Here is a 19,761-nt window from a genome sequence, read left to right as displayed (position 1 = left end):
GACGGGGCCCGACACGAGCGGACGGCCTGACACGGGTGGTCAGCCCGACGCGAGCGGTCGGGCTGACGCAAGTGGTCAGCCTGACGCGGGTGGTCGGGCCTTCCGCGCGTGACGGGCCCCTTGCGTGTGATGGGCCCTTCGCCGGAAGCCGGGCCTACCGCACGTCGTGGTCCGTCCCCGGGTGGTCGCGCCTTCCGGGCACGGTCGACGTCCTCACGCGCCCAATCGGCGGGGAGTCCGGCGCGCCCGTGCTGGTCGGTCAACTCGTCGGGCGGCCCCAGAGCACGGCGAAACGGGCCCACTCGATGTCCCACTGATCCTCGCGCCGACGTTCCAGACGGCTCCGCAGAACGCGCCCGCCCGCGAGGGGCAGGGTCGCCACGCCGACCCCGGCGAGGCCGCCGACGAGGGAGGCGCGCAGCCTGGCCTGCGACGCGCTGGCCGGCCGGGTCACCAGGCGGCCCTGCGGGTCCGTCCAGACCTCGACCGCGGTACCCGCGGCGCTGCCGGGTCCCACGCGGACCTGACCGGTGTGCGCGGAGCCGTCCGGCCCGGTCCAGCCCACCTTCGCCCACACCTGCTCGCCGCTGGACGAGCTGCTCGCCGCGGCCTTGCCCGGGGCCTGCTCGGTCAGCCGCCCCACGAGGGGCCGCCACTCGACGCGTTCCCGCGCCAGACCGTTTTCGACGGACCCCGCGGTCGCCGACGCCGCCAGCACCCCGGCGAGCACGGTCAGCGCCCACACGCCGAGCACGACCCAGGACTCCACCGTGTCGGCGCGACGCTTGAGCGGGTTGCGCCGCCAGCGCCACAGCCACACCTTCGGACCACGGAACGCCATCGAAGGCTGCCTCCTCATGAGCACATGAACATCCCGGCCGCCCTCCCATACGCGGCGGGCGGCCCTGATGCTCAGGCGAGTCCCCCGCCCTGACGGTCCCATGGACCCGGCAGCCCTCGCAGGCGACCCGGGGAATGTGGCCGAAGTCAAGCGGTGAGGGCCCGCCATCTCCGCCGTGACCTGCGGCGACGGCGTTTCCGGAGGTGACTGTCAGTGGCGGGGTGCAGACTGGCCGGTGTCCGAGACGACGATGTCAAGGACACAGCGGAGGTGATCGGCATGACCGAGGTACTGCTCGCCGTGGGCACGCGCAAGGGCCTGTTCATCGGGCGGCGGCGGGGCGGCGTGTGGGAGTTCGACGAGAGCCCCTACTTCAACGCACAGGCGATCTACTCGGTCGCCGTCGACATTCGCGGCGAGCATCCGCGGCTGCTGGCCGGCGGCGACAGCGCGCACTGGGGCCCGTCGGTGTTCCACTCCGACGACCTCGGCCGCACCTGGACCGAGCCGGCCAGCCCGGCCGTCAAGTTCCCGCAGGACACGGAGGCCTCGCTGGAGCGGGTGTGGCAGCTGCACCCGGCGGCGGCCGAGCCGGACGTGGTGTACGCGGGCACCGAGCCGGCCGCGCTGTACCGCTCGGAGGACCGCGGCGAGAGCTTCGAACTGGTCCGCCCGCTGTGGGAGCACCCCACCCGCTCCCGGTGGGTGCCGGGCGGCGGCGGGGAGGGCCTGCACACGATCCTCACCGACAGGCGCGACCCGCGGGCCGTGACGGTGGCGGTGTCGACCGCCGGAGTCTTCCGCACTGCGGACGGCGGGGCGAGCTGGGCGCCGTCCAACTCCGGTGTGTCGGCGGTGTTCCTGCCGGATCCGAACCCGGAGTTCGGCCAGTGCGTGCACAAGGTCGCCAGGGACGCGGCGAACCCGGACCGCCTCTACCTCCAGAACCACTGGGGTGTCTATCGCAGCGACGACGCGGGCGCCCAGTGGTCCGACATCGGCGAGGGGCTCCCCTCCACCTTCGGCTTCGCCGTCGCGGCGCATCCGACGCGCGGGGACACGGCCTACGTGTTCCCGATCAACGCCGACGCGGACCGGGTGCCCGCCGACCGCAGGTGCCGGGTCTTCCGTACGGCGGACGCCGGCAAGAGCTGGGAGCCGCTCACCGCGGGGCTGCCGCCGGAGGACCACTACGGCACGGTCCTGCGTGACGCGATGTGCACGGACGACGCGGATCCGGCGGGCGTGTACTTCGGCAACCGCAACGGCGAGGTGTTCGCCTCGGCAGACGACGGCGACAGCTGGCGGCAACTGGCCTCGCACCTGCCGGACGTGCTGTGCGTCCGGGCCGCGGTCGTCGGGTGACCCGAGCCGGTCACGCAGGACGGCCGCCCGGCGCGGCCCCGCTCTCCCGGCCGGCGCCCGGCGGCGGCGCAGAGGGCGGTGCGCGCGTCGTGTGCGGGCCGGCGGGGCGTTTTCCGCTGCCTGGCGGGAACGTCCCGGGCCGTTCTTCCCGGGGCCCGGCGGACGAGTCGCCTGGCCACGGCCGCTCTTCGGATCTCGCCGGGGGTCATCGGCCCCGTCGACGACGCTCGTGATCGATGCACCTGGCGCGCCACGCGATAGCGGAGGCAGACGACTCTCGAAGTGAACGTGCGGGTCTCGACGAGTCCGGGATCCACCCGGTGTTCGCGCCGGGGAGGGAACGGAAAGCCGCCGCCGACCGGCACCGGGTGGACCCGGGCCCGGTACTCGTCGAGCAGGCCCGACGCGTACTCGTCGATCTGGCCCGACGCGGCCGCCACGGCGGCGGGAGTGTCGCGCGCCGTCGACCGCGATGCGGCCCACACCCGGCTCGGCCCGCAATCGCTCGATCTCCTCGGTCGGGCCGCCGGAAGGCCGGTCGGGCATCGCCCCGCACCGTCGACGGCAGTCCTCCGCCCTGTGGGGCACGCAGGGCTCGTCGGGCGCGCCCACCGAGGTCCCGACGAAGACCCGGTGGATCTCCCACGGCGATCGCAGAAGCCCTAGCCGGACGAGGTCGCCATACGCCGCAGGCGCCGGTGACCACGTGCGGACCCGGGCGGTCCGGCCCCGCGCCACCGCACCCCGGCGTTTCCCGGACGTTACGAAAGATTCGGTGCGAGGCGTTGACACCTGTCCGGGTTGCTTCTAATTTCACTTCACGCGAACCGGTTCGACGAGGTGTAGCTGCAAGATCCTCTTGGAACCTCGAACCGGTTCGGACAACGACCGGGAGGAGCCCGCGTGAACATCGGTGAGATCGCCAAGCGGGCCGGTGTCTCGCGGAGCACCGTGTCGTACGCCCTGAGCGGCAAGCGGCCCGTCTCCGACGACACCCGCCGGCGGATCCAGCAGGTGATCGACGAGCTGGGCTACCGTCCCAACGCCAGCGCGCGGGCTCTGGCCAACGGGCGGACCAGCACCATCGGTCTGGTGTTCCCGCCGGCCGGGAACCACTACACCGGCATGCAGCTCGACTTCATCGGCAGCGTGGTGGAGGCCGCGGCGGCCTACGACTACGACGTGCTGCTCTCCCCGAGCGGTGTGGACAGCGACCGTTCGTTCCAGCGGCTGCTGGCCGAGCGGCGGGTCGACGGCGCGATCCTGATGGAGATCAGGCTCCAGGACGACCGCGTCGACCACCTGGCCGCCCTGGACTTTCCCTCCGTGGCCATCGGCCGCACCGCCAGCGCGGACGGCGACTGGTGGGTCGGCCTGGACCACACCGCGCTGGCGGCGGCGTGCGTCCACCACCTGGCGGATCTCGGCCACCGCCGAGTCGCCTTCGTCAACCGGCCCGAACAGCTCCTGCGGGCCGGGTACGAGTCCGCGCACCGCGGGTTGGACGGCTTCACCAAGGCCGCGGCCGAGCGCGGGCTCACCGTGCGGACGTACAGCTGCGGGGACGACGCCCCCTCCGGCCAGGCCTGCATGGAACGGATCCTGCACGACGACCCGGCCACCACGGCGCTGGTCACCCTGAACGAGGCGGCCCTGGGCGGCCTCTACCGGGGGCTCGCGCACGCCGGCCGTCATGTGCCGCGCGACTTCTCCGTCACCGGAGTGGTGGCCGGCCGGTGGGCGGAGACGGTGACCCCGCAGCTCACCGCCGCGGACGTGCCCGCCGAGGAGATGGGCCGACTGGCCGTCGACCTCCTCGTCGAACGGCTCGACCACCCCCACGCCCCACCCCGGCACCACCTCCTCGCACCGCCCATCTCCCTGCGCGCCAGCACCGGACCCGCCGGCACCGGACCCGCCGGCACACCCGCAGCCTGAGAATCAGGGCTCCGCGATCCGCCGGCGCTCCTGACGCAGGCCGCTTCCCCCCGCCCCCCTCTTCTCCCCTTCTCCCGTTGCGCCACGCGAACCGCTCACCCTCGGCCGTTCGGCGTGCCCGCACACCTCCCCGACCCCTCCCGCGGCACACCCGCACCCGGAACCCGAGAACTAAGGAATCCGCAATGCACAGATCCTCCCGGCGACGTCTCGTCGCGGCGATAGCCCTGTCGACCGTCACCGCAGTCGTCGGCACCGCCTGCTCCTCCGGTTCGGGCACCACCGACACCAAGGGCGCCGGCAGCGGCAGCTACACCGTCTGGGACCCGTATCCCCAGTTCGACAAGACCTCGGCCTGGGCGAAGCTGCTCGACGCATGCGGCACGAAGGCCGGGGTGAAGGTCAAGCGCACCGCGTTCGACACCAGCGACCTGACGAACAAGACGCTGCTGGCCGCGCAGCAGGACAACGCGCCGGACGTGCTCATCGTCGACAACCCGGTGGTGTCCACCCTGGCCGAGGCCGGCGTGCTCACCACGACCGCCGACAACAAGCTGGACACCTCCACGGTGGATCCCAACCTGCTCGCGGCCGGACAGTCGGGCGGTAAGACGTACGGCACGCCGATCGGCGCCAACACCCTCGCCCTCTACTACAACAAGGCCGTGCTGAAGGGCGCCGGCGTCGACGTCGCCTCCGTCAAGGACTGGAAGTCGCTGACGGCGGCGCTGGAGAAGGTCAAGAGCGCCGGCAAGAAGGGCATCACCTTCTCCGCGATCGGCACCGAGGAAGGCAGCTTCCAGTTCCTGCCCTGGTTCTGGGGATCGGGCGCGAAGCTCACCGAACTCGACTCCTCCCAGGGCGAGTCGGCGCTCGCGCTGTGGACCGACTGGCTGAAGAAGGGGTACGCCCCGAACTCGGTCATCAACAACACCCAGACCACCAGCTGGCAGGAGTTCGCGAGCGGCGACTACGCCTTCGCCGAGAACGGCACCTGGCAGCTCGCCAACGCCGACAAGGCGGGCTTCGACTACGGCGTCCTGCCCATCCCGGCCTCCGCGGGCGGCAACGCCTCGGCCCCGACCGGCGGCGAGTTCGTCACTCTCCCCGTCCAGGGCGACACCGGCCGTTACGCCACCTCGCAGAAGCTGGTGACCTGCCTGACCAGTACCGAGAACCTCAACGCCACCGACACCGCCCTCTCCTACGTGGCCCCCACCGCCGACGTCCAGAACAAGCAGGTCGCGGCGAAAGCCGCGCTGAAGCCCTGGGTCGAGGCGGTCAAGGCCGCCAAGGGCCGCACCAGCGACGACCTCGGCACCAAGTACCCCAAGATCTCCGAGCAGATGTGGAAGGCCGTCCAGTCCGCCCTCAGCGGGGCCGACTCACCCAAGGACGCGCTGGCAAAGGCCCAGTCCGCAGTCAAGTAGCGAGGGATTCGCGGTCCTCAGATGAACCCTACGAAGCAGCGGCCGGACCACCGGTCCGCGCCTGCCCGGAACGGGGCGGCCACCACCGCCCCGCCCCCGGCCTCCGCGCGAACACGGCGTCGTCCGGCCTCCCCGCAGTGGGCAGCCTGGGCGTTCCTCGCCCCGGTCACCGTCTACCTCGTCGTCTTCTACGCCTATCCCCTCTACCGCAACATCGACCTCAGCCTGCGCAACTACACCGTCCGCTCCTTCGTCCAGGGCAACGCGCCCTTCACGGGCCTGAAGAACTACCGGGCCGTCTTCGACGACCCGACGTTCGGGCCGGCCCTGATGCACACCGTGGTGTTCACCGCCGTCTGCCTCTTCTTCCAGTACGCCCTCGGCCTGGCCCTCGCGGTCTTCTTCCACCAGAACTTCCGCCTCTCCGCCACCCTGCGCGCCCTGTTCCTGGTGCCCTGGCTGCTGCCGCTCATCGTGTCGGCCTCCACCTGGTCGTGGATGCTCAACAGCGACTCGGGCATCGTCAACTCCGTCCTGCACGCGGTGGGCATCGGGCCGGTGAACTGGCTCACCTCACCCAACTGGTCGCTGACCTCGGTGATCATCGCCAACATCTGGATCGGCGTCCCGTTCAACCTGGTCGTTCTCCACAGCGGCCTGCAGTCCATCCCCGACAGCCTGTACGAGGCAGCCGCCCTCGACGGGGCCGGCTCCTGGCGGCGCTTCTGGAGCATCACCTTCCCGCTCCTGCGCCCGGTGTCCGCGATCACCCTGCTGCTGGGCCTGGTCTACACGCTCAAGGTCTTCGACATCATCTGGATCATGACCAAGGGCGGTCCGGCGAGCTCCTCCACCACCTTCGCCACCTGGTCCTACCAGCTCGGCTTCGGCAATCTGCTGCCCGCCTTCGGTCCCGGCGCGGCCGTCGGCAACCTGCTCGTCGTCGCCGCCCTGGCCTTCGGCCTGGTGTACCTGCGGGTCCAGCGAAAGCAGGCACTGTCATGACGACTTCACTCCCGGTCCCGAACCATCGTCGCGGCACGTGGGGAAAGACGGCCGCAGGCGTCCTGCTGACGGCGGTCATGCTGTTCCCGGTCTACTGGATGATCAACGTGTCGTTCACCCGTGACCAGGACATGCGCAAGAGTCCGCCCGGACTGTTGCCGCTCCACGGCACCCTGACCGGCTACCGCGCCGTCCTCGACGTGCAGTTGCCCTACCTCGGCACCAGTCTCGTCGTCGCCCTGGGAACCGTCGTGCTGACCGTCGCCCTGTCCGCACCCGCCGGTTACGCCCTGGCGCAGCTCCGTCCGCGCGGCGGCGGCCTCCTCGGCTTCGTGCTGCTGGCCGCGCAGATGATCCCCGGCATCATCATGGCGATGGGCTTCTACGCCATCTACCTCAGCCTGGGCCTGCTCCAGTCCGTGCCCGGCCTGATCGTCGCCGACTCCACCCTCGCGGTCCCCTTCGCCGTGCTGATCTTCACCGCGTTCATGTCCGGGATCCCCGGCGAACTGCTGCAGGCCGCGACCATGGACGGCGCCGGGACCTGGCGGACCTTCCGGTCGATCGTGCTGCCGATGAGCCGCAACTCCGTCGTCACGGTGTCCCTGTTCGCCTTCCTGTGGTCCTGGTCCGACTTCGTCTTCGCCAGCACCCTCGTCAACGGCGGCGCCCACGAGCCGATCACCCTCGGCATCTACCACTACATCGGCAACAACAACCAGCAGTGGAACGCCATCATGGCCACCGCCGTCGTGGCCTCGCTGCCGGCCGCGGTCATCCTCGTCCTGGCCCAGCGGTACGTGGCGGCCGGCGTGACCGCCGGCGCCGTGAAGGACTGACACCGGAGCGCACGCATGCGGCGGAGCTCCGCACGAGCCGCCCCGCGAGCACCCGCGCACCGACCGGCAGACCGTCGACCACCCCGCCCGAGAAATGAGTGCCTTCTCCATGACCGCCGCCCCGCCTGGCCCGGACTTCTCCGTCCACGACATCCCTTTCAGCACCTACGGATCCTGGTTCGGCATCTCTCCCGTGCTGGCGGAGAAGACGCGTGCCGAGGATCTCCACCTCGTCTCGCACCAGAACGGCATGCACGCCGTCCTGCGCCTCGTCCCCCTCGACGCGGCGACGGGCGAGCGGGCGGAGACCGCCGTGCGCGCGACGCCGTCCCTGCTCAGCTGGACCGCCGCGAACGACCGCATCGACCTCGCCTACGAGTCGCCGGACACCGTGCGCGTGCAGGGCACGGGGCTGGGCCTGCGCGTGACCGCGGCGGCGAACGCCCTGACGCCTTTCAGCGGAACCTACTTCTACCGCGACCCGGTGGACGACGCCCACACGTTCAGCTCCTACGAGACCGGCCGCCGCTACCGGATCACCGTGCTGTCCGGCACGGTCGCCGAGGTGACCGGTTCCCAGACCCTGGGCGCCGGTGAGCGCGGTCTCACGGTCACCGCCGCCGGGGCGGACGGGGCGTGGGAGGTCGCGGTCGAGGAATTCGACAGTGCACGACAGCCCTACCGCCCGTCGGCGGTCTTCGGCGAGGTCGTGGAGGCCGCGCGTCGGTCGTTCGCCGAGTTCGCCGACGAGGTCGCCCCGTGGCGCTCGTTCGAGACACCGGCCGCCGAACTCGCCGCGTACGTCCTGTGGTCGGCGACGGTCCGCCCGGCGGGCCTGGTCACCCGGCCCGCGGTGCTGATGTCCAAGCACTGGATGGACAAGGTCTGGAGCTGGGACCACTGCTTCAACGCCCTCGCGCTGGCCCCCGGTTCCCCCGGCGTCGCCTGGGACCAGTTCTCCCTGCCCTTCGACCACCAGGACGAGTCGGGAGCGCTGCCCGACTCCGTCACCCACTCCGAGGTCCTGTACAACTACGTCAAACCGCCCATCCACGGCTGGACGTTGTCCCACCTGCGCAGACGGCTACCGGAACCCCTCAGCCGGAAGGATCTCGTCGAGATCTACGGCAGGTTGGCACGGTGGACGGACTTCTGGCTCACCGCCCGCCGCGCACCCGGCGCGTCCCTGCCCCACTACCAGCACGGGAACGACAGCGGCTGGGACAACGCCACCACCTTCGACCCGGCAAGGGTGGCCGTCACCCCCGACCTCGCCGCCGTGCTGATCCTCCAGCTCGAGGAACTGGCCCGGCTGGCCGCCGAACTGGGCTTCCCGGACGACGCCCGCCGCCGCGCCGGGACAGCCGACGCCCTCCAGGTCGCCCTACTGGACGAGTTGTGGGACGGCGAGCGGTTCCTGAGCCGCCCGGCCCTCGGCGGAGCCCGCACCCCCAGCGCCAGCCTGCTCGACCTGATGCCGATCGTGCTCGGCGACCGTCTGCCCCACCCGGTCCGCGACCGGCTGGCCGAACGGATCGACGCCCACCTCACCCCTTTCGGCCTGGCCACCGAACACCCCTCCTCCCCTCACTACGAGCCCGACGGCTACTGGCGCGGACCGATCTGGGCCCCCGCCACGGTCCTCATCGAGGACGGCCTGCGCCGTGCCGGTCACGCACATCTCGCGGACGAGATCAGCGCCCGCTTCCGCGCCCTGTGCGAGACGTCCGGCTTCGCCGAGAACTTCGACGCCCTGACGGGGCGGGGACTGCGCGACCGCGCCTACACGTGGACGGCCAGCAGCTACCTGATGCTGGCCCGCGACCACCACCACCGCCGCGCGGACGCCGTGTCCGACGCCACCGTCGCCTGAAACCGCGGGCGGCACCTCACCCACACGTCCGGCACGGGGGCCGGCGCAACAGCAATCAGCCCCATCCCTGAAGGGACGCACGAACATGGCACGAATCGGGCAAAGACGCTCGGTCACCCGACGTCTTCTCCGCGGCGTCACCAGCACACTCCTCCCGCTGACCGTCGTAGCCGGTGTCACCGTCCTGTCGGCACCGTCGGCCTCCGCCGCCACCCCCACCCTCACCGTCGACCTGGGCAACAGCACCGGGGCTTTCCGCGGCGGCGCCTCCGGTGCGCTGTACGGCCTGTACGGACCGGACGTGCCGACGAACAACCTCATCGAGGGGATGGGGCTCAAGACCACCAACACCAAGTACCAGGACGGACAGCAGCACCCCGGCTCGGACGCCCTGGAGATCGCCAAGCCGTTCGCCGACAGCGGCGGCGGGGACATCCTGATCTACATGACGGACGTGTACCGCGCGAACTACGAGCGCGCGAGCTACGCGGCCTACCAGGCGACCATGAAGACCCAGGTCGAGCAGGCGATGGCCAGCCCGTACGCGAGCCACATCGTCTTCATCCCCTACAACGAACCGGACCTGAACTGGTTCAGCGGCATGAACTCCAACTCGACGGCGCTGGCCGGCTTCAACTCCGAGTGGCGCCAGACCTACGACTTCATCAAGGGCATCTGGCCCGCGGCACGGCTGGCGGGGCCCAACACCTCCAGCTACTCCACCTCCGCCCTCAACGGCTTCCTCACCTACTGCAAGGCCAACAACTGCCTGCCCGACGTCGTCACCTGGCACACCCTGGGCAGCCCGGCGGCCGTCCGCAGCACCGTCGACGCCTACCGCGCGGTGGAGACCGCCGCGGGGATCACCTCCCCGATCACCGTCAACCTCAACGAGTACGCCCACCGCTACCACCTGACCGACCCCGGCCAGATGGTCCAGTGGATCGCGGGCATCGAGGACGAGAAGGTCGACGGCAACCTGCCGTACTGGAACATCAACGGCAACCTCGGCGACTCCGCCGCGGCCCAGAACACGCCCAACGCCCAGTGGTGGCTGTACAACTGGTACAGCTCCATGAAGGGCGGCAACACCGTCAAGGTGACGAGCACCGGGGCCGGTGCCGCGTACACCCTCCAGGGTCTGGCGAGCCTCGACACGGCCAGGAAGCAGGCCCGCGTCATCCTCGCGGGCGGCGGCACCAGTGGCGCGTCCAGCACGGTGATCAAGAACATCGACCCCGCGGTCTTCGGCGGCACCGTGCACGTCAGCGTGTTCCAGGACCGCTACAGCGGCTACCTCGGCGCGGCCGCCACCCCGACCCGGCTCTCCGACGCCGACGTCGCCGTGGGCTCCGACGGTTCGATCACCCTGCCCATCACCCTCGACGCGATGTCCGCGTACGAGGTGATCGTCTCCCCGGGCGGCGCCGGCAGCGGCACCGCCTCCGACAGCACCTGGACGGGCACGTACGAAGCCGAGAACGCCACGCTCAGCGGCAGCGGCTACAACATCAACACCGAGGGCACCACCGGCAACGTCGGCAAGTTCGCCACCTCCGGCACCAAGGACGTCGGAGGCCTGCGCACCGGCTCCAGCACCGTGATCTCCTTCCCCGTCTCCGTCCCCACCACGGGCGACTACGACCTGTCGGTGTTCGGCAACAGCTACGCCAAGGCCGCCGACGTCACGGGCCCGACGAACGTGTACGCACGCGTCGACGGCGGCGCCTCGACCAGGATCGACATACCGGTCGGCTTCCAGTGGGTCGTGTGGGGGCACGCTGACACCACCGTGCACCTGACCGCCGGCAGCCACACCATCACCCTGGCCACCACCGGCGACAACGGTGCGAAGACCGCCGGGGACGCCATCATCGACAAGATCGACCTGCGGTACAAGGACGCCGCCGTCCAGGGCACCACGCTCTACGAGGCGGAGCAGGCCGACCTCTCCGACAGCGGCACCGCCACCTACACCGCGCAGGGCCAGTCCGGCGCGGGCGCGGTGAACCTCACCTCCGGCAAGTCCGCCACGTTCTGGGTCTACTCCGCACGGGACGGATACGCGGACCTGACCGCCCGCTACCGCAACACCGGCCAGGCCGACCTCACCGTCAACGGCAAGGCGGTCGACGACCAGACCCTCTCCGGCGCGACGACCGGCGCCTGGTCCACCTCCGCCGACCGGGTCCACCTCAGCGGCGGCATCAACAAGGTCAGGGTGACCGGCACCAGCGGCACCCTCGCTCTGGACGACCTGGCCGTCACCCCGTTCAGCGCCACCGACGCCGTCACCACCGGCAACGTCGTCACCTACCAGGCGGAGAACGGCACTCTCACCGGCACCGCGGCCGTCGACACCACCTACAGCCAGGCCGACGGCGGCGTCGTCACCGGCATCGGCAACGGACCCGCCAACTCCCTCACCCTCGACGTCGACGCGCCCTCGGCCGGCGCCTACGCCATGACCATGCGCTACGCCAACGCCGAGGAACTGCCCTCCAACCACTACAACCCCGACCTGTACGCCGAGCACGCCGACGTCAGCGTCAACGGCGGCGCGGCCACCCGCGTCAACTTCGCCAGCACCCTGCACTGGAACCAGTTCCAGGACTACACGGTGCCCGTCACGCTCGCCAAGGGCGCCAACGCCGTGAAGTTCACCGCCTCACAGCTGTTCAACTGGGACGGCACCACCATCGGCAAGGTCTACTCCGGCGGCGGCACCGACATCGGACAGCCCATGCGGTCCAGCTCCGCGCCCCACCTCGACCAGGTCTCCTTCGCCCCGACGAGCCTGCACATCGGCGCCCCGTCCGGCTTCTCCTCCACGGCCGTCGCCCAGCACAGCGGGCTCTGCCTCGAAGACCCCGGCCGGTCCACCGCCAACGGCGCCCAGTACCAGCAGAACACCTGCGCAGGCGGACAGGAGCAGATCTTCGACTTCCACGCCGTCACCGGCACGACCGACACCTACACCGTCGTCAACCACTCCAGCGGCAAGTGCCTGGACGTCTCGGCCCTGTCGACGGCCGACGGCGCCGCCGTCCAGCAGTGGACCTGCCTCAACGGCGCCAACCAGCGCTTCACGCTCAGGGCGGTGACCGTGCTCGGCAACAGCCACGACTACCAGCTCGTCGCCGTGCACAGCGGCAAGTGCGTCGACGTCAGCACCGTCTCCACCGCCCCCGGCGCCCTCGTCCACCAGTGGACGTGCGACGCGGCGAGCGCCCTGACCACCAAGAAGAACCAGATCTGGCGGCTCAGCGGCAAGGACTGACCCGACGCGCGCCACCGCGAACGGCAGACGAGGGGCGTCGGCCCGCCGGCACGATCCGGCGGGCCGACGCTCTTCGCGTCGGGGCGGATCCTCGTCGTACCGCCGGGCGGACGGATCCGCGGGCGGGCCCCTGGCCGCCTACGGCAGGCGCCAGTCCACGGGCGCGGCCCCCTGCCCGACCAGCAGGTCGTTCGCCCTGCTGAACGGGCGGGAGCCGAAGAAGCCGCGGTCCGCCGACATCGGGGACGGGTGCGCGGACTCGATCGCGGGCAGATCCCCGAGCAGCGGCCGCAGATTACGCGCGTCCCGTCCCCACAGGATCGACACCAGCGGCTTGCCACGCCCGGCCAACGCCCTGATCGCCTGCTCCGTGACCTCCTCCCAGCCCTTGCCGCGGTGAGCCCCCGGGCTGCGCGGCGCGGTGGTGAGCGCCCTGTTGAGCAACAGCACACCCTGCTGCGCCCACGGCGTCAGATCCCCGTTCGACGGCCTGGGCAGCCCGAGGTCGGAGTGCATCTCGCGGAAGATGTTCTCCAGACTGCCCGGCAGCGAACGCACCTCCGGCGAGACCGCGAAGCTCAACCCGATCGCCATCCCCGGCGTGGGGTAGGGATCCTGGCCGACGATCAGGACGCGCACGTCGTCGAAGGGCTGCTGGAAGGCCCGCAGGACATTCGCCCCGGACGGAAGATAGGTCCGGCCGGCCGCTATCTCGGCCCGGAGGAAGTCCCCCATGGCCGCGATGCGTTCGGCCGCAGGGTCGAGGGCCTTCGCCCAGCCTGCTTCGACAAGTTCGTGCAAGGGTCGTGGTGCCACGGCGCGTCACTCTACTGGCACACACGGACTCCCTGCATGCGCGGGGAAGTCTGAGCACAGGGGCCGGCTCCCGGACGCTACCCTTCCTGCGCGCCGGGAGCTGCGGGCCGGTCGAGCAGACCGCCCACCAGTCGCCGGGAAGGCCGCCGGGAAGGAGGAGAGCTTGTTCCGTCCGGTGTGCGAGCCGCTCCGCCCTGGCCGCCCCCCTGGCCGGCCCTGTCCGGCCACTGCCCTCGACCGAGCCGGCGGTCTCGCGATCCCGCACGGCGGTCGACCGGTCGGCGGGTGCCCGCCGTGAGCGCCGGCACCGGTCCGGGCGTCCCCGGCGTGAGCGGCGCCGGCGTGCTCGCCGTCGACTCGGGCGGCTCCGGGCTGCGGGTCGCCCTGGGAACCACGGAGCGGGGCACCCTGGGCCGGCGTTCGACGCCGGGGCCCGTGCGCACCGGTGCGCGGGGCATCGACCCCGATGACCTGCTGGCCCGGCTGGCGCCCCTGGTGAGGGCGTTGGCGGCCGACACCGGCGCCCCGCCGCCGGCCACGGCCGTCGTGGGCGCCGCCGGACTCGGCACGCTGGGCGAGGCGCTGCGCGCCGAGCTCCCGGCCGCCCTGGCGCGGGAGTTCGGGGTCCGTACGACCGCGCTCGTCGCCGACGCCGTCACCGCCTACGTCGGTGCGCTCGGCTCGCGGCCCGGTGCGGTGGTGGTCGCGGGCACCGGTCTGATCGCCATCGGCACGGACCTGACGGCGTGGCAGCGGGCGGACGGCTGGGGGCATCTGCTGGGCGACTGCGGGAGCGGCGCCTGGATCGGACGCGCCGGACTGGAAGCCGCGCTGCGCGCCCACGACGGGCGTCCCGGCGGCTCGGTCGCGCTGCTGGCCCGGGCGAAGGAGAGGTTCGGCCCGCTCCCGGGGCTGCCGGGGCTGCTCTATCCGCGCTCGGACCGCCCGGCCGTGCTCGCGTCCTTCGCTCCGTGCGTGGCTGCCTGCGCGAAGGACGACCCGGTCGCCGCGGGCGTCCTGCGTGCGGCGGCCCGGCACATGGCCGAGTCGGCGGCCACGGTGTGCCCGCCGGACGGAGAACCCCTGATCGCCCTCACCGGCGGGCTGTTCGAGATCGGCGCTCCTCTCCTCGTCCCGTTGGAGGCGGAGCTGGCGAGAGCGCTGCCGCACGCCCGGCGGGCGCCCGCCGAGGGCGACCCGCTGGACGGCGCCCTGCGCGTCGCCCTGGCGCTGGCGACGGACACGTTCGCCTGGCCGTACGAGGACACACTGCTCTCGGTGACGCACCACCCGTAACGCGTCATGCGCAGGGAACGTACGTCACCCCGCAAAAGGGGGATTACTCCCTCCGGGGGCAAGTCGCCCGGAAAACACGCTGATCACTTCTGATCCGTACGTAACTCATCAGACAAAAGCGGACGGATACCGCTCACGTGCACCCTCCCCGAACAAGGGAGCCCAAGAAGCCAGTAACATGCCACGCCATGAGCTCCCCCACTGGGCCCGCGTCCGGCCTGCCAGTACGAATGCCGCGACCTCGCCAGCCCGGGCGGCACCGCCGACCCGAGCCTCTGGCGGCTCCCGAGGGCGCGCCGGCGCTCGTCCTCGCGGTACCGGGCACGCCCGGCGCCGCCACCCGCGGCCTCGCCGAGGAGATCGTGAGCATCGCCCGCTCCGAGCTCCCCGGCCTCGACGCGCGCATCGGCTACCTCGACGGGGAGGACGCCCAGTTCCCCTCCCTGCAGTCCGTGCTGGTGCACGCCGCCGACGAGCGCACGGCCCGCTTCGAGCAGGCCCGTGCCGCCGGTCTGGACGTCAAGGAGCCCGACGGCCCGGTCGCCGTGGTCGTGCCGCTGCTGGCCGGCCCCGACAGCGCGCTGCTGCGCCAGGTCCGCCAGGCCGTCATGGAGAGCCGCATCGCGGCCGAACTGACCGACGTGCTCGGCCCGCACCCGCTGCTCGCCGAGGCGCTGCACGTACGGCTGTCCGAGGCGGGTCTGGCCCGCGCGGACCGCGCCCGGCTGTTCACCGTGGCCACGGCCGCCGACGGCATCATCCTGGCGTCCGTGGGCGGCGAGGAGGCCGTGCAGGCCGCCGGGATCACCGGCATGCTGCTGGCCGCGCGCCTCGCCGTGCCGGTCATGGCGGCGGCCCTCGACCAGGAGGGTTCCATCGCCTCCGTCGCGGAGCAGCTGCGCTCCTCCGGCTCGCAGCAGCTCGCGCTGGCGCCGTACCTGATCGGCCCGGAGATCGACGCCACGCTGATCGACGAGGCGGCCAGGGAAGCCGGCTGCCCTGCCGCCGACGCACTCGGCCCGTACCCGGCCATCGGCAAGCTCGCGCTGGGCAAGTACACGACCGCCCTCGGCATCGCGCCGCCGCAGCCGCAGGGTGCGCCGGTCCGTTGAGACAGCCGTTAGGACGCCATCAGACGCGTAGGGCCCGCTCCGGGTGAGGAGCGGGCCCTACGCGTCTGTGACGGCGGTCGGATCCCCCGGCGGCGGCTCGGGGCGGTTTCCGGGAGGAGGGCGTCGACGGGCGGCGGCCGGAGCTCAGCCGAGGACGACGCAGGACGCGGCGGGGACCGCGATCGAACCGCCGCGCCGGGGCACGCCGGTCGACGGGTCCAGGCCGAACCAGGTGACGTCGCCGGAGCGCTCGTTCGCGACATAGAGGAAGCCGCCGGACTCGGCGACCGCCCGGGGCCAGTGCCCGGCGCAGGGCACGGTTCCGACCAGCCGCAGCGCCTCCCCGTCGCCCTCCACGGCGAACACCGAGAGGACGTCCTCGCCGCGGGTCGCCGTCCAGACGAACCGCCCGTCGGGCGAGACGGCGAGGCCGGAGGGGTAGGCGTCCCCGGCCGGCGCGGCGGGCAGCACCGCGGCCTCGGCCAGCGGCTTCAGCGAGCCGTCCGCGGCGTCCCAGCGGCACACGGTGACGGTCGGGGTGAGTTCGTTGACGACGTAGGCGTACCGGCCCCCGGGGTGGAAAGCCAGGTGGCGTGGGCCGGAGCCGGGGCGCAGCGCGTGCTCCCGGTGCAGGACGGGGCTGCCGTCGCGCAGGGCGCACACCCGCACGGAGTCCGTCCCGAGGTCCACGCTGACCGCCCAGCGGCCGCTCGGGTCGGGCTGCACCTGGTGGGCGTGCGGCCCCTGCTGGCGCCGCGTGTGGGGGCCGGCCCCGGTGTGCCGCAGGACGCCGGAGGCGACGCGGGCCAGGGTGCCGTCCGCGCGGACCGGGACGGCGGTGACGCTGCCCGAGCCGTAGTTGGCGGTGAGGACGTGGCCGTCGAACACGCTCAGATGGGTGGGGCCGCTGCCGTTCACCGGCACCGGCGGGCCCGCGGGCTCCGGCACGTCGCCGGTCACCCGGTAGGCGGCCACCGCGCCGTCCGCGGTCTCGCTGACCGCGTACAGCGTCTCCCCGGTGGCGGACAGGGCGAGGTAGGAAGGGTCGGGAACGCCGTTCACCCTGCTCAGGACGGTCAGCGCTCCACTGGCCGGATCCACGGCGGCGGCCACGATCCCGGGCCCTCCAGCCGCCGTGAACGAGCCGATGAACGCGCGTCGTCGCCTTCCGCCGAGGTCTGCCACCGCTGTCCCCTCCCGGGTCGCCGCTGCCGCTGCTGACGCTGCTGCTCGGGGTGACGGTAGCAGCCGATCACCAGCGGTCTAGACCAGGCACGCTCGCCCGCCCTCGAGCCGGACGCTCAGGCCCCGAGGGGAGCGCGGCCGGAGCCGCGGAGTGGCCCGGCGAGTTCGAGGAGCGCCTGTTCCAGGGCGTGCAGATGAGCCAGCACCGGCTCGGTGGGCGTGCTGCGCGGTGCGGCGGCGGTCCGCGCCGGGCCGCGTCCGCCGCCGGTCGAGGGGGCGGTGAGCGCCTCGACCGCGGTCTCCACCCGCCGGCAGGCGGCGACGAGCCGGGCGTCGTGCGAGGCCTCCGGGTCCGCGGCGACCGCGGTCAGCCCCCGCACCTCGCGGGCGCAGTCGTCGAGCAGCGCGAGTACGTGCCGCGCCCGTCCCTTGCGCGCCCGCAGAGGGCTGAGCGGATGCACGAGCGGGGCCAGCGACAGGCGGACCCGCGCGAGGATCTGCTCCAGCTCGGCCACCCGCGGCGCCGGGTCCGCCGTCGGGGAGCCGGCGAGCCGCGCCGCGGCCTCGGCGGCGCAGACGTGCACGCAGCGCAGCGCGCGCTCGACCCAGGCGTCCGTGACGGAGTGCGTGGTGACCGGGAGCACCAGCAGCACCGCCAGCACGGCGCCCAGGGCTCCCACCGCCGTCTCCGCCGCCCGCAGGGCCAGCAGAGCGGGGTCGAGCAGGCCGAGCAGGCCGTACAGCGCGCTGGCCATGACGGTGACGGAGAGCATCATCCAGGTGTAGGAGACGGCGGCCGTGTAGAAGATCCCGAAGACGGCGATCGCGACCACCACGGCGGACGCCACCGGCTCGCCGTGCAGGGGCACGGCCACCACGAGCCCCAGGGCGATCCCGAGGACGGTTCCCAGGAACCTCCGGAACCCGCGGACCAGCGTCTCGCCGCGTGAGGCGGTGTTCACGAACACCCACCAGGTCGCGCCCACGGCCCAGTACCAGCGCTGGTCGGAGAGGGCCTGTCCGACGACGAGGGCGATCCCCGCGCCCGCGGTGGCCTGCACGGCCTGCCGGGTCGTGATGCGCGCGAGCCCGGTTCCGCCGGCAGGCGGGATGAGGGCGGCCGGCGCCGGCGAGCGCCGCTCGTAGCACCACGCCCCGAACCGCACCGCCGACGACGCCGCCAACGACAGCGCCACGGCCGCGTAGAGCTCGGGCAGCCGCGCGGGGACGGTGTGCAGGAACTGCGCGGCGAAGAAGGTCATGAAGGCGAACACCCCGAGCGAGTGACCGCGCGGACCCCACCGGCGTGCGTAGCCTCCCGCGCCGACCACGGCGAGGAAGGCGAGGTCGCGGACGACGGGGACGTCGTGCAGGAAGGCCGCGAGAGTGAGCACCGGGAGCCCGACGACGGGCAGCAGCGCGGTCGTCACGGCCTGCCCGCGCACCGTCGCGTCGGTCACCGTGAACAGTGCGAGCAGCGCGGCCAGCCCACCGGTGACGGCCGCCGCCAGGGTGTGTCCGGCCGCTCCGCACAGCGCGACGGCCAGTCCGATGCCGAGCACGGCCCGGGTCGCGAACCTCAGTCGCACCCGCCCCGGATCCGGTGCCGTGAACGCCCTCTTCAGCAAGCTGCCCCGCCCTTTCCCCACCCTGATGCGCCACCGCGGTCCCGCGTCCTGTGACACGACCCTCGAAACGAACATGCGAAAGGCGCCGCGGAGTCCGCAGCGCCATCGACCCGCCCATCTCAGCATCTGATGGGCTGGTGGTTCAACCGAAGGCGGCAGGACTGTGCCAATGGCCCAGTCACGATCCCACCGGCCCGACCGGCGGTCGGCCAACGGCCCACCCGCCCTGCGTCAAGACCGGCTCGGCCGTCGCGGCGACCCGACCCTGCGCTCACCTCGATCGCCTCGCTCGCCTCGGCCCGCTCGCGCCGCGCCGCGCCGCGCCGCGCCGCGCCGGGGCGTTGGTACTGTCGCGCTGATCGCGCGCACGAGGGGCACGAGGGAAGGGACGGGCGACGACATGGCGGTGGACGAGCTGGACACCCGCATCCTGCGTCTGCTGCTGGAGCAGCCGCGCACCAGCGTGCGCGAGTACGCCCGTCTCCTCGGCATCGCGCGCGGCACCGTGCAGGCCCGTCTCGACCGGCTGGAACGCGACGGCGTGATCACCGGCACCGGACCGTCGCTCTCGCCCGCCGCACTGGGCCATCCCGTGCTCGCGTTCGTGCACATCGAGGTCACCCAGGGCCACCTGGACGACGTGGGCGAAGCGCTGGCCTCCGTGCCGGAGATCGTCGAGGCGTTCTCCGTCACCGGCGGCGGCGATCTCGTCACCCGGGTCGTGGCGCGCGACAACGAGCATCTGGAGGACGTGGTCCAGAAGCTCATCAGCCTGCCCGGCGTGGTGCGCACCCGCACCGAGGTGGCGCTGCGCGAGCGGGTGCCGCACCGGCTGCTGCCCCTGGTGGAGTCGATCGGGCGGGCGGCCGCGAAGTAGCCTGCCCGGCGCTGCCCCGAGACCGGTGCAGTCATCTCGCGGCGCCCTTCGGGGGCGGCGTCGGAACGCGGTACGTGGACGGCACGGCCGTCGCACGCAACACGGGCATGTCACTCGTCCCGGCCGCCCTCGGCGCCCTCGCCGACCTGCCGGCTCGGCCGGTCGCACAGCCCCGGCGCGCTACGAGCGTCGACGGGGCTTTCCGCCGCCGGTGCCCCGCCGGCTCCCGCCGCCCTTCGTCCCGCCGCCGCTCTTGGCCCCGCCGCTGCGGCCGCG

At 72.6% G+C, this 19,761-nt stretch carries 14 protein-coding genes and 1 pseudogene; 10 read left to right on the top strand and 5 right to left on the bottom strand.

Annotated features, from left to right (window positions below):
• Positions 1–259 precede the first annotated feature (259 nt).
• On the bottom strand, positions 260–841 hold the full coding sequence (locus BG482_RS28005) for a hypothetical protein (RefSeq protein ID WP_069771939.1): 582 nt from the start codon (positions 839–841) through the stop codon (positions 260–262).
• A gap of 213 nt (positions 842–1,054) precedes the next feature.
• On the opposite strand from BG482_RS28005, the gene BG482_RS28000 reads away from it, so the two are divergent.
• Positions 1,055–2,206, top strand: coding sequence for a sialidase family protein (locus BG482_RS28000; RefSeq protein ID WP_069771938.1), 1,152 nt, complete (start codon positions 1,055–1,057; stop codon positions 2,204–2,206).
• A 245-nt stretch (positions 2,207–2,451) separates the two neighbouring features.
• Here BG482_RS28000 and BG482_RS45425 read toward each other — a convergent pair.
• Positions 2,452–2,737 (bottom strand): annotated as a pseudogene (locus tag BG482_RS45425) (dihydrofolate reductase); the annotation flags it as partial.
• A 372-nt stretch (positions 2,738–3,109) separates the two neighbouring features.
• Between BG482_RS45425 and BG482_RS27995 the strand changes: the two are divergent.
• From BG482_RS27995 to BG482_RS27970, 6 genes are all read left to right on the top strand, one after another.
• Positions 3,110–4,144, top strand: coding sequence for a LacI family DNA-binding transcriptional regulator (locus BG482_RS27995; protein WP_069771937.1), 1,035 nt, complete (start codon positions 3,110–3,112; stop codon positions 4,142–4,144).
• Between the two features lie 185 nt (positions 4,145–4,329).
• Complete coding sequence (locus BG482_RS27990) at positions 4,330–5,574, top strand: extracellular solute-binding protein (RefSeq protein ID WP_069771936.1); 1,245 nt, start codon at positions 4,330–4,332, stop codon at positions 5,572–5,574.
• A 21-nt stretch (positions 5,575–5,595) separates the two neighbouring features.
• Positions 5,596–6,579, top strand: coding sequence for a carbohydrate ABC transporter permease (locus BG482_RS27985; RefSeq protein WP_069771935.1), 984 nt, complete (start codon positions 5,596–5,598; stop codon positions 6,577–6,579).
• On the top strand, positions 6,576–7,418 hold the full coding sequence (locus BG482_RS27980; protein ID WP_069771934.1) for a carbohydrate ABC transporter permease: 843 nt from the start codon (positions 6,576–6,578) through the stop codon (positions 7,416–7,418). The genes BG482_RS27985 and BG482_RS27980 overlap by 4 nt, the downstream gene beginning before the upstream one ends.
• 109 nt (positions 7,419–7,527) lie before the next feature.
• Positions 7,528–9,291 (top strand): amylo-alpha-1,6-glucosidase, encoded by a 1,764-nt coding sequence (locus tag BG482_RS27975; protein ID WP_069771933.1) that lies wholly within the window; start codon positions 7,528–7,530, stop codon positions 9,289–9,291.
• An 85-nt stretch (positions 9,292–9,376) separates the two neighbouring features.
• Positions 9,377–12,571 (top strand): RICIN domain-containing protein, encoded by a 3,195-nt coding sequence (locus BG482_RS27970; RefSeq protein WP_069771932.1) that lies wholly within the window; start codon positions 9,377–9,379, stop codon positions 12,569–12,571.
• A 138-nt stretch (positions 12,572–12,709) separates the two neighbouring features.
• Here the strand turns inward: BG482_RS27970 and BG482_RS27965 are convergent, their stop codons facing one another.
• Positions 12,710–13,387: a uracil-DNA glycosylase gene (locus tag BG482_RS27965; RefSeq protein ID WP_069771931.1), complete on the bottom strand. Its 678-nt coding sequence runs from the start codon at positions 13,385–13,387 to the stop codon at positions 12,710–12,712.
• 294 nt (positions 13,388–13,681) lie between these two features.
• Between BG482_RS27965 and BG482_RS27960 the strand changes: the two genes are divergently transcribed.
• Both BG482_RS27960 and BG482_RS27955 read left to right on the top strand, forming a co-directional pair.
• Positions 13,682–14,683: an N-acetylglucosamine kinase gene (locus tag BG482_RS27960; protein WP_256096490.1), complete on the top strand. Its 1,002-nt coding sequence runs from the start codon at positions 13,682–13,684 to the stop codon at positions 14,681–14,683.
• Between the two features lie 188 nt (positions 14,684–14,871).
• The gene (locus BG482_RS27955) at positions 14,872–15,795 is read left to right on the top strand and encodes a sirohydrochlorin chelatase (RefSeq protein WP_107450785.1); all 924 of its coding nucleotides are present in this window, start codon (positions 14,872–14,874) and stop codon (positions 15,793–15,795) included.
• A gap of 144 nt (positions 15,796–15,939) precedes the next feature.
• Here the strand turns inward: BG482_RS27955 and BG482_RS27950 are convergent, their stop codons facing one another.
• A complete protein-coding gene (locus tag BG482_RS27950; RefSeq protein ID WP_069771930.1) occupies positions 15,940–16,980 on the bottom strand; it encodes a lactonase family protein in 1,041 nt (346 codons plus the stop codon).
• A gap of 116 nt (positions 16,981–17,096) precedes the next feature.
• Positions 17,097–18,608 (bottom strand): FUSC family protein, encoded by a 1,512-nt coding sequence (locus tag BG482_RS27945; RefSeq protein WP_069771929.1) that lies wholly within the window; start codon positions 18,606–18,608, stop codon positions 17,097–17,099.
• Between the two features lie 400 nt (positions 18,609–19,008).
• On the opposite strand from BG482_RS27945, the gene BG482_RS27940 reads away from it, so the two are divergent.
• Complete coding sequence (locus BG482_RS27940; protein ID WP_069771928.1) at positions 19,009–19,485, top strand: Lrp/AsnC family transcriptional regulator; 477 nt, start codon at positions 19,009–19,011, stop codon at positions 19,483–19,485.
• Positions 19,486–19,761: the final 276 nt, after the last annotated feature.

It is taken from the genome of Streptomyces sp. LUP30 (assembly GCF_001746365.1).
Classification (GTDB): Bacteria; Actinomycetota; Actinomycetes; order Streptomycetales; family Streptomycetaceae; genus Streptomyces.
Note: the sequence above shows the minus strand (reverse complement) of the source record. Positions and strands in the feature narration are given on the sequence as shown.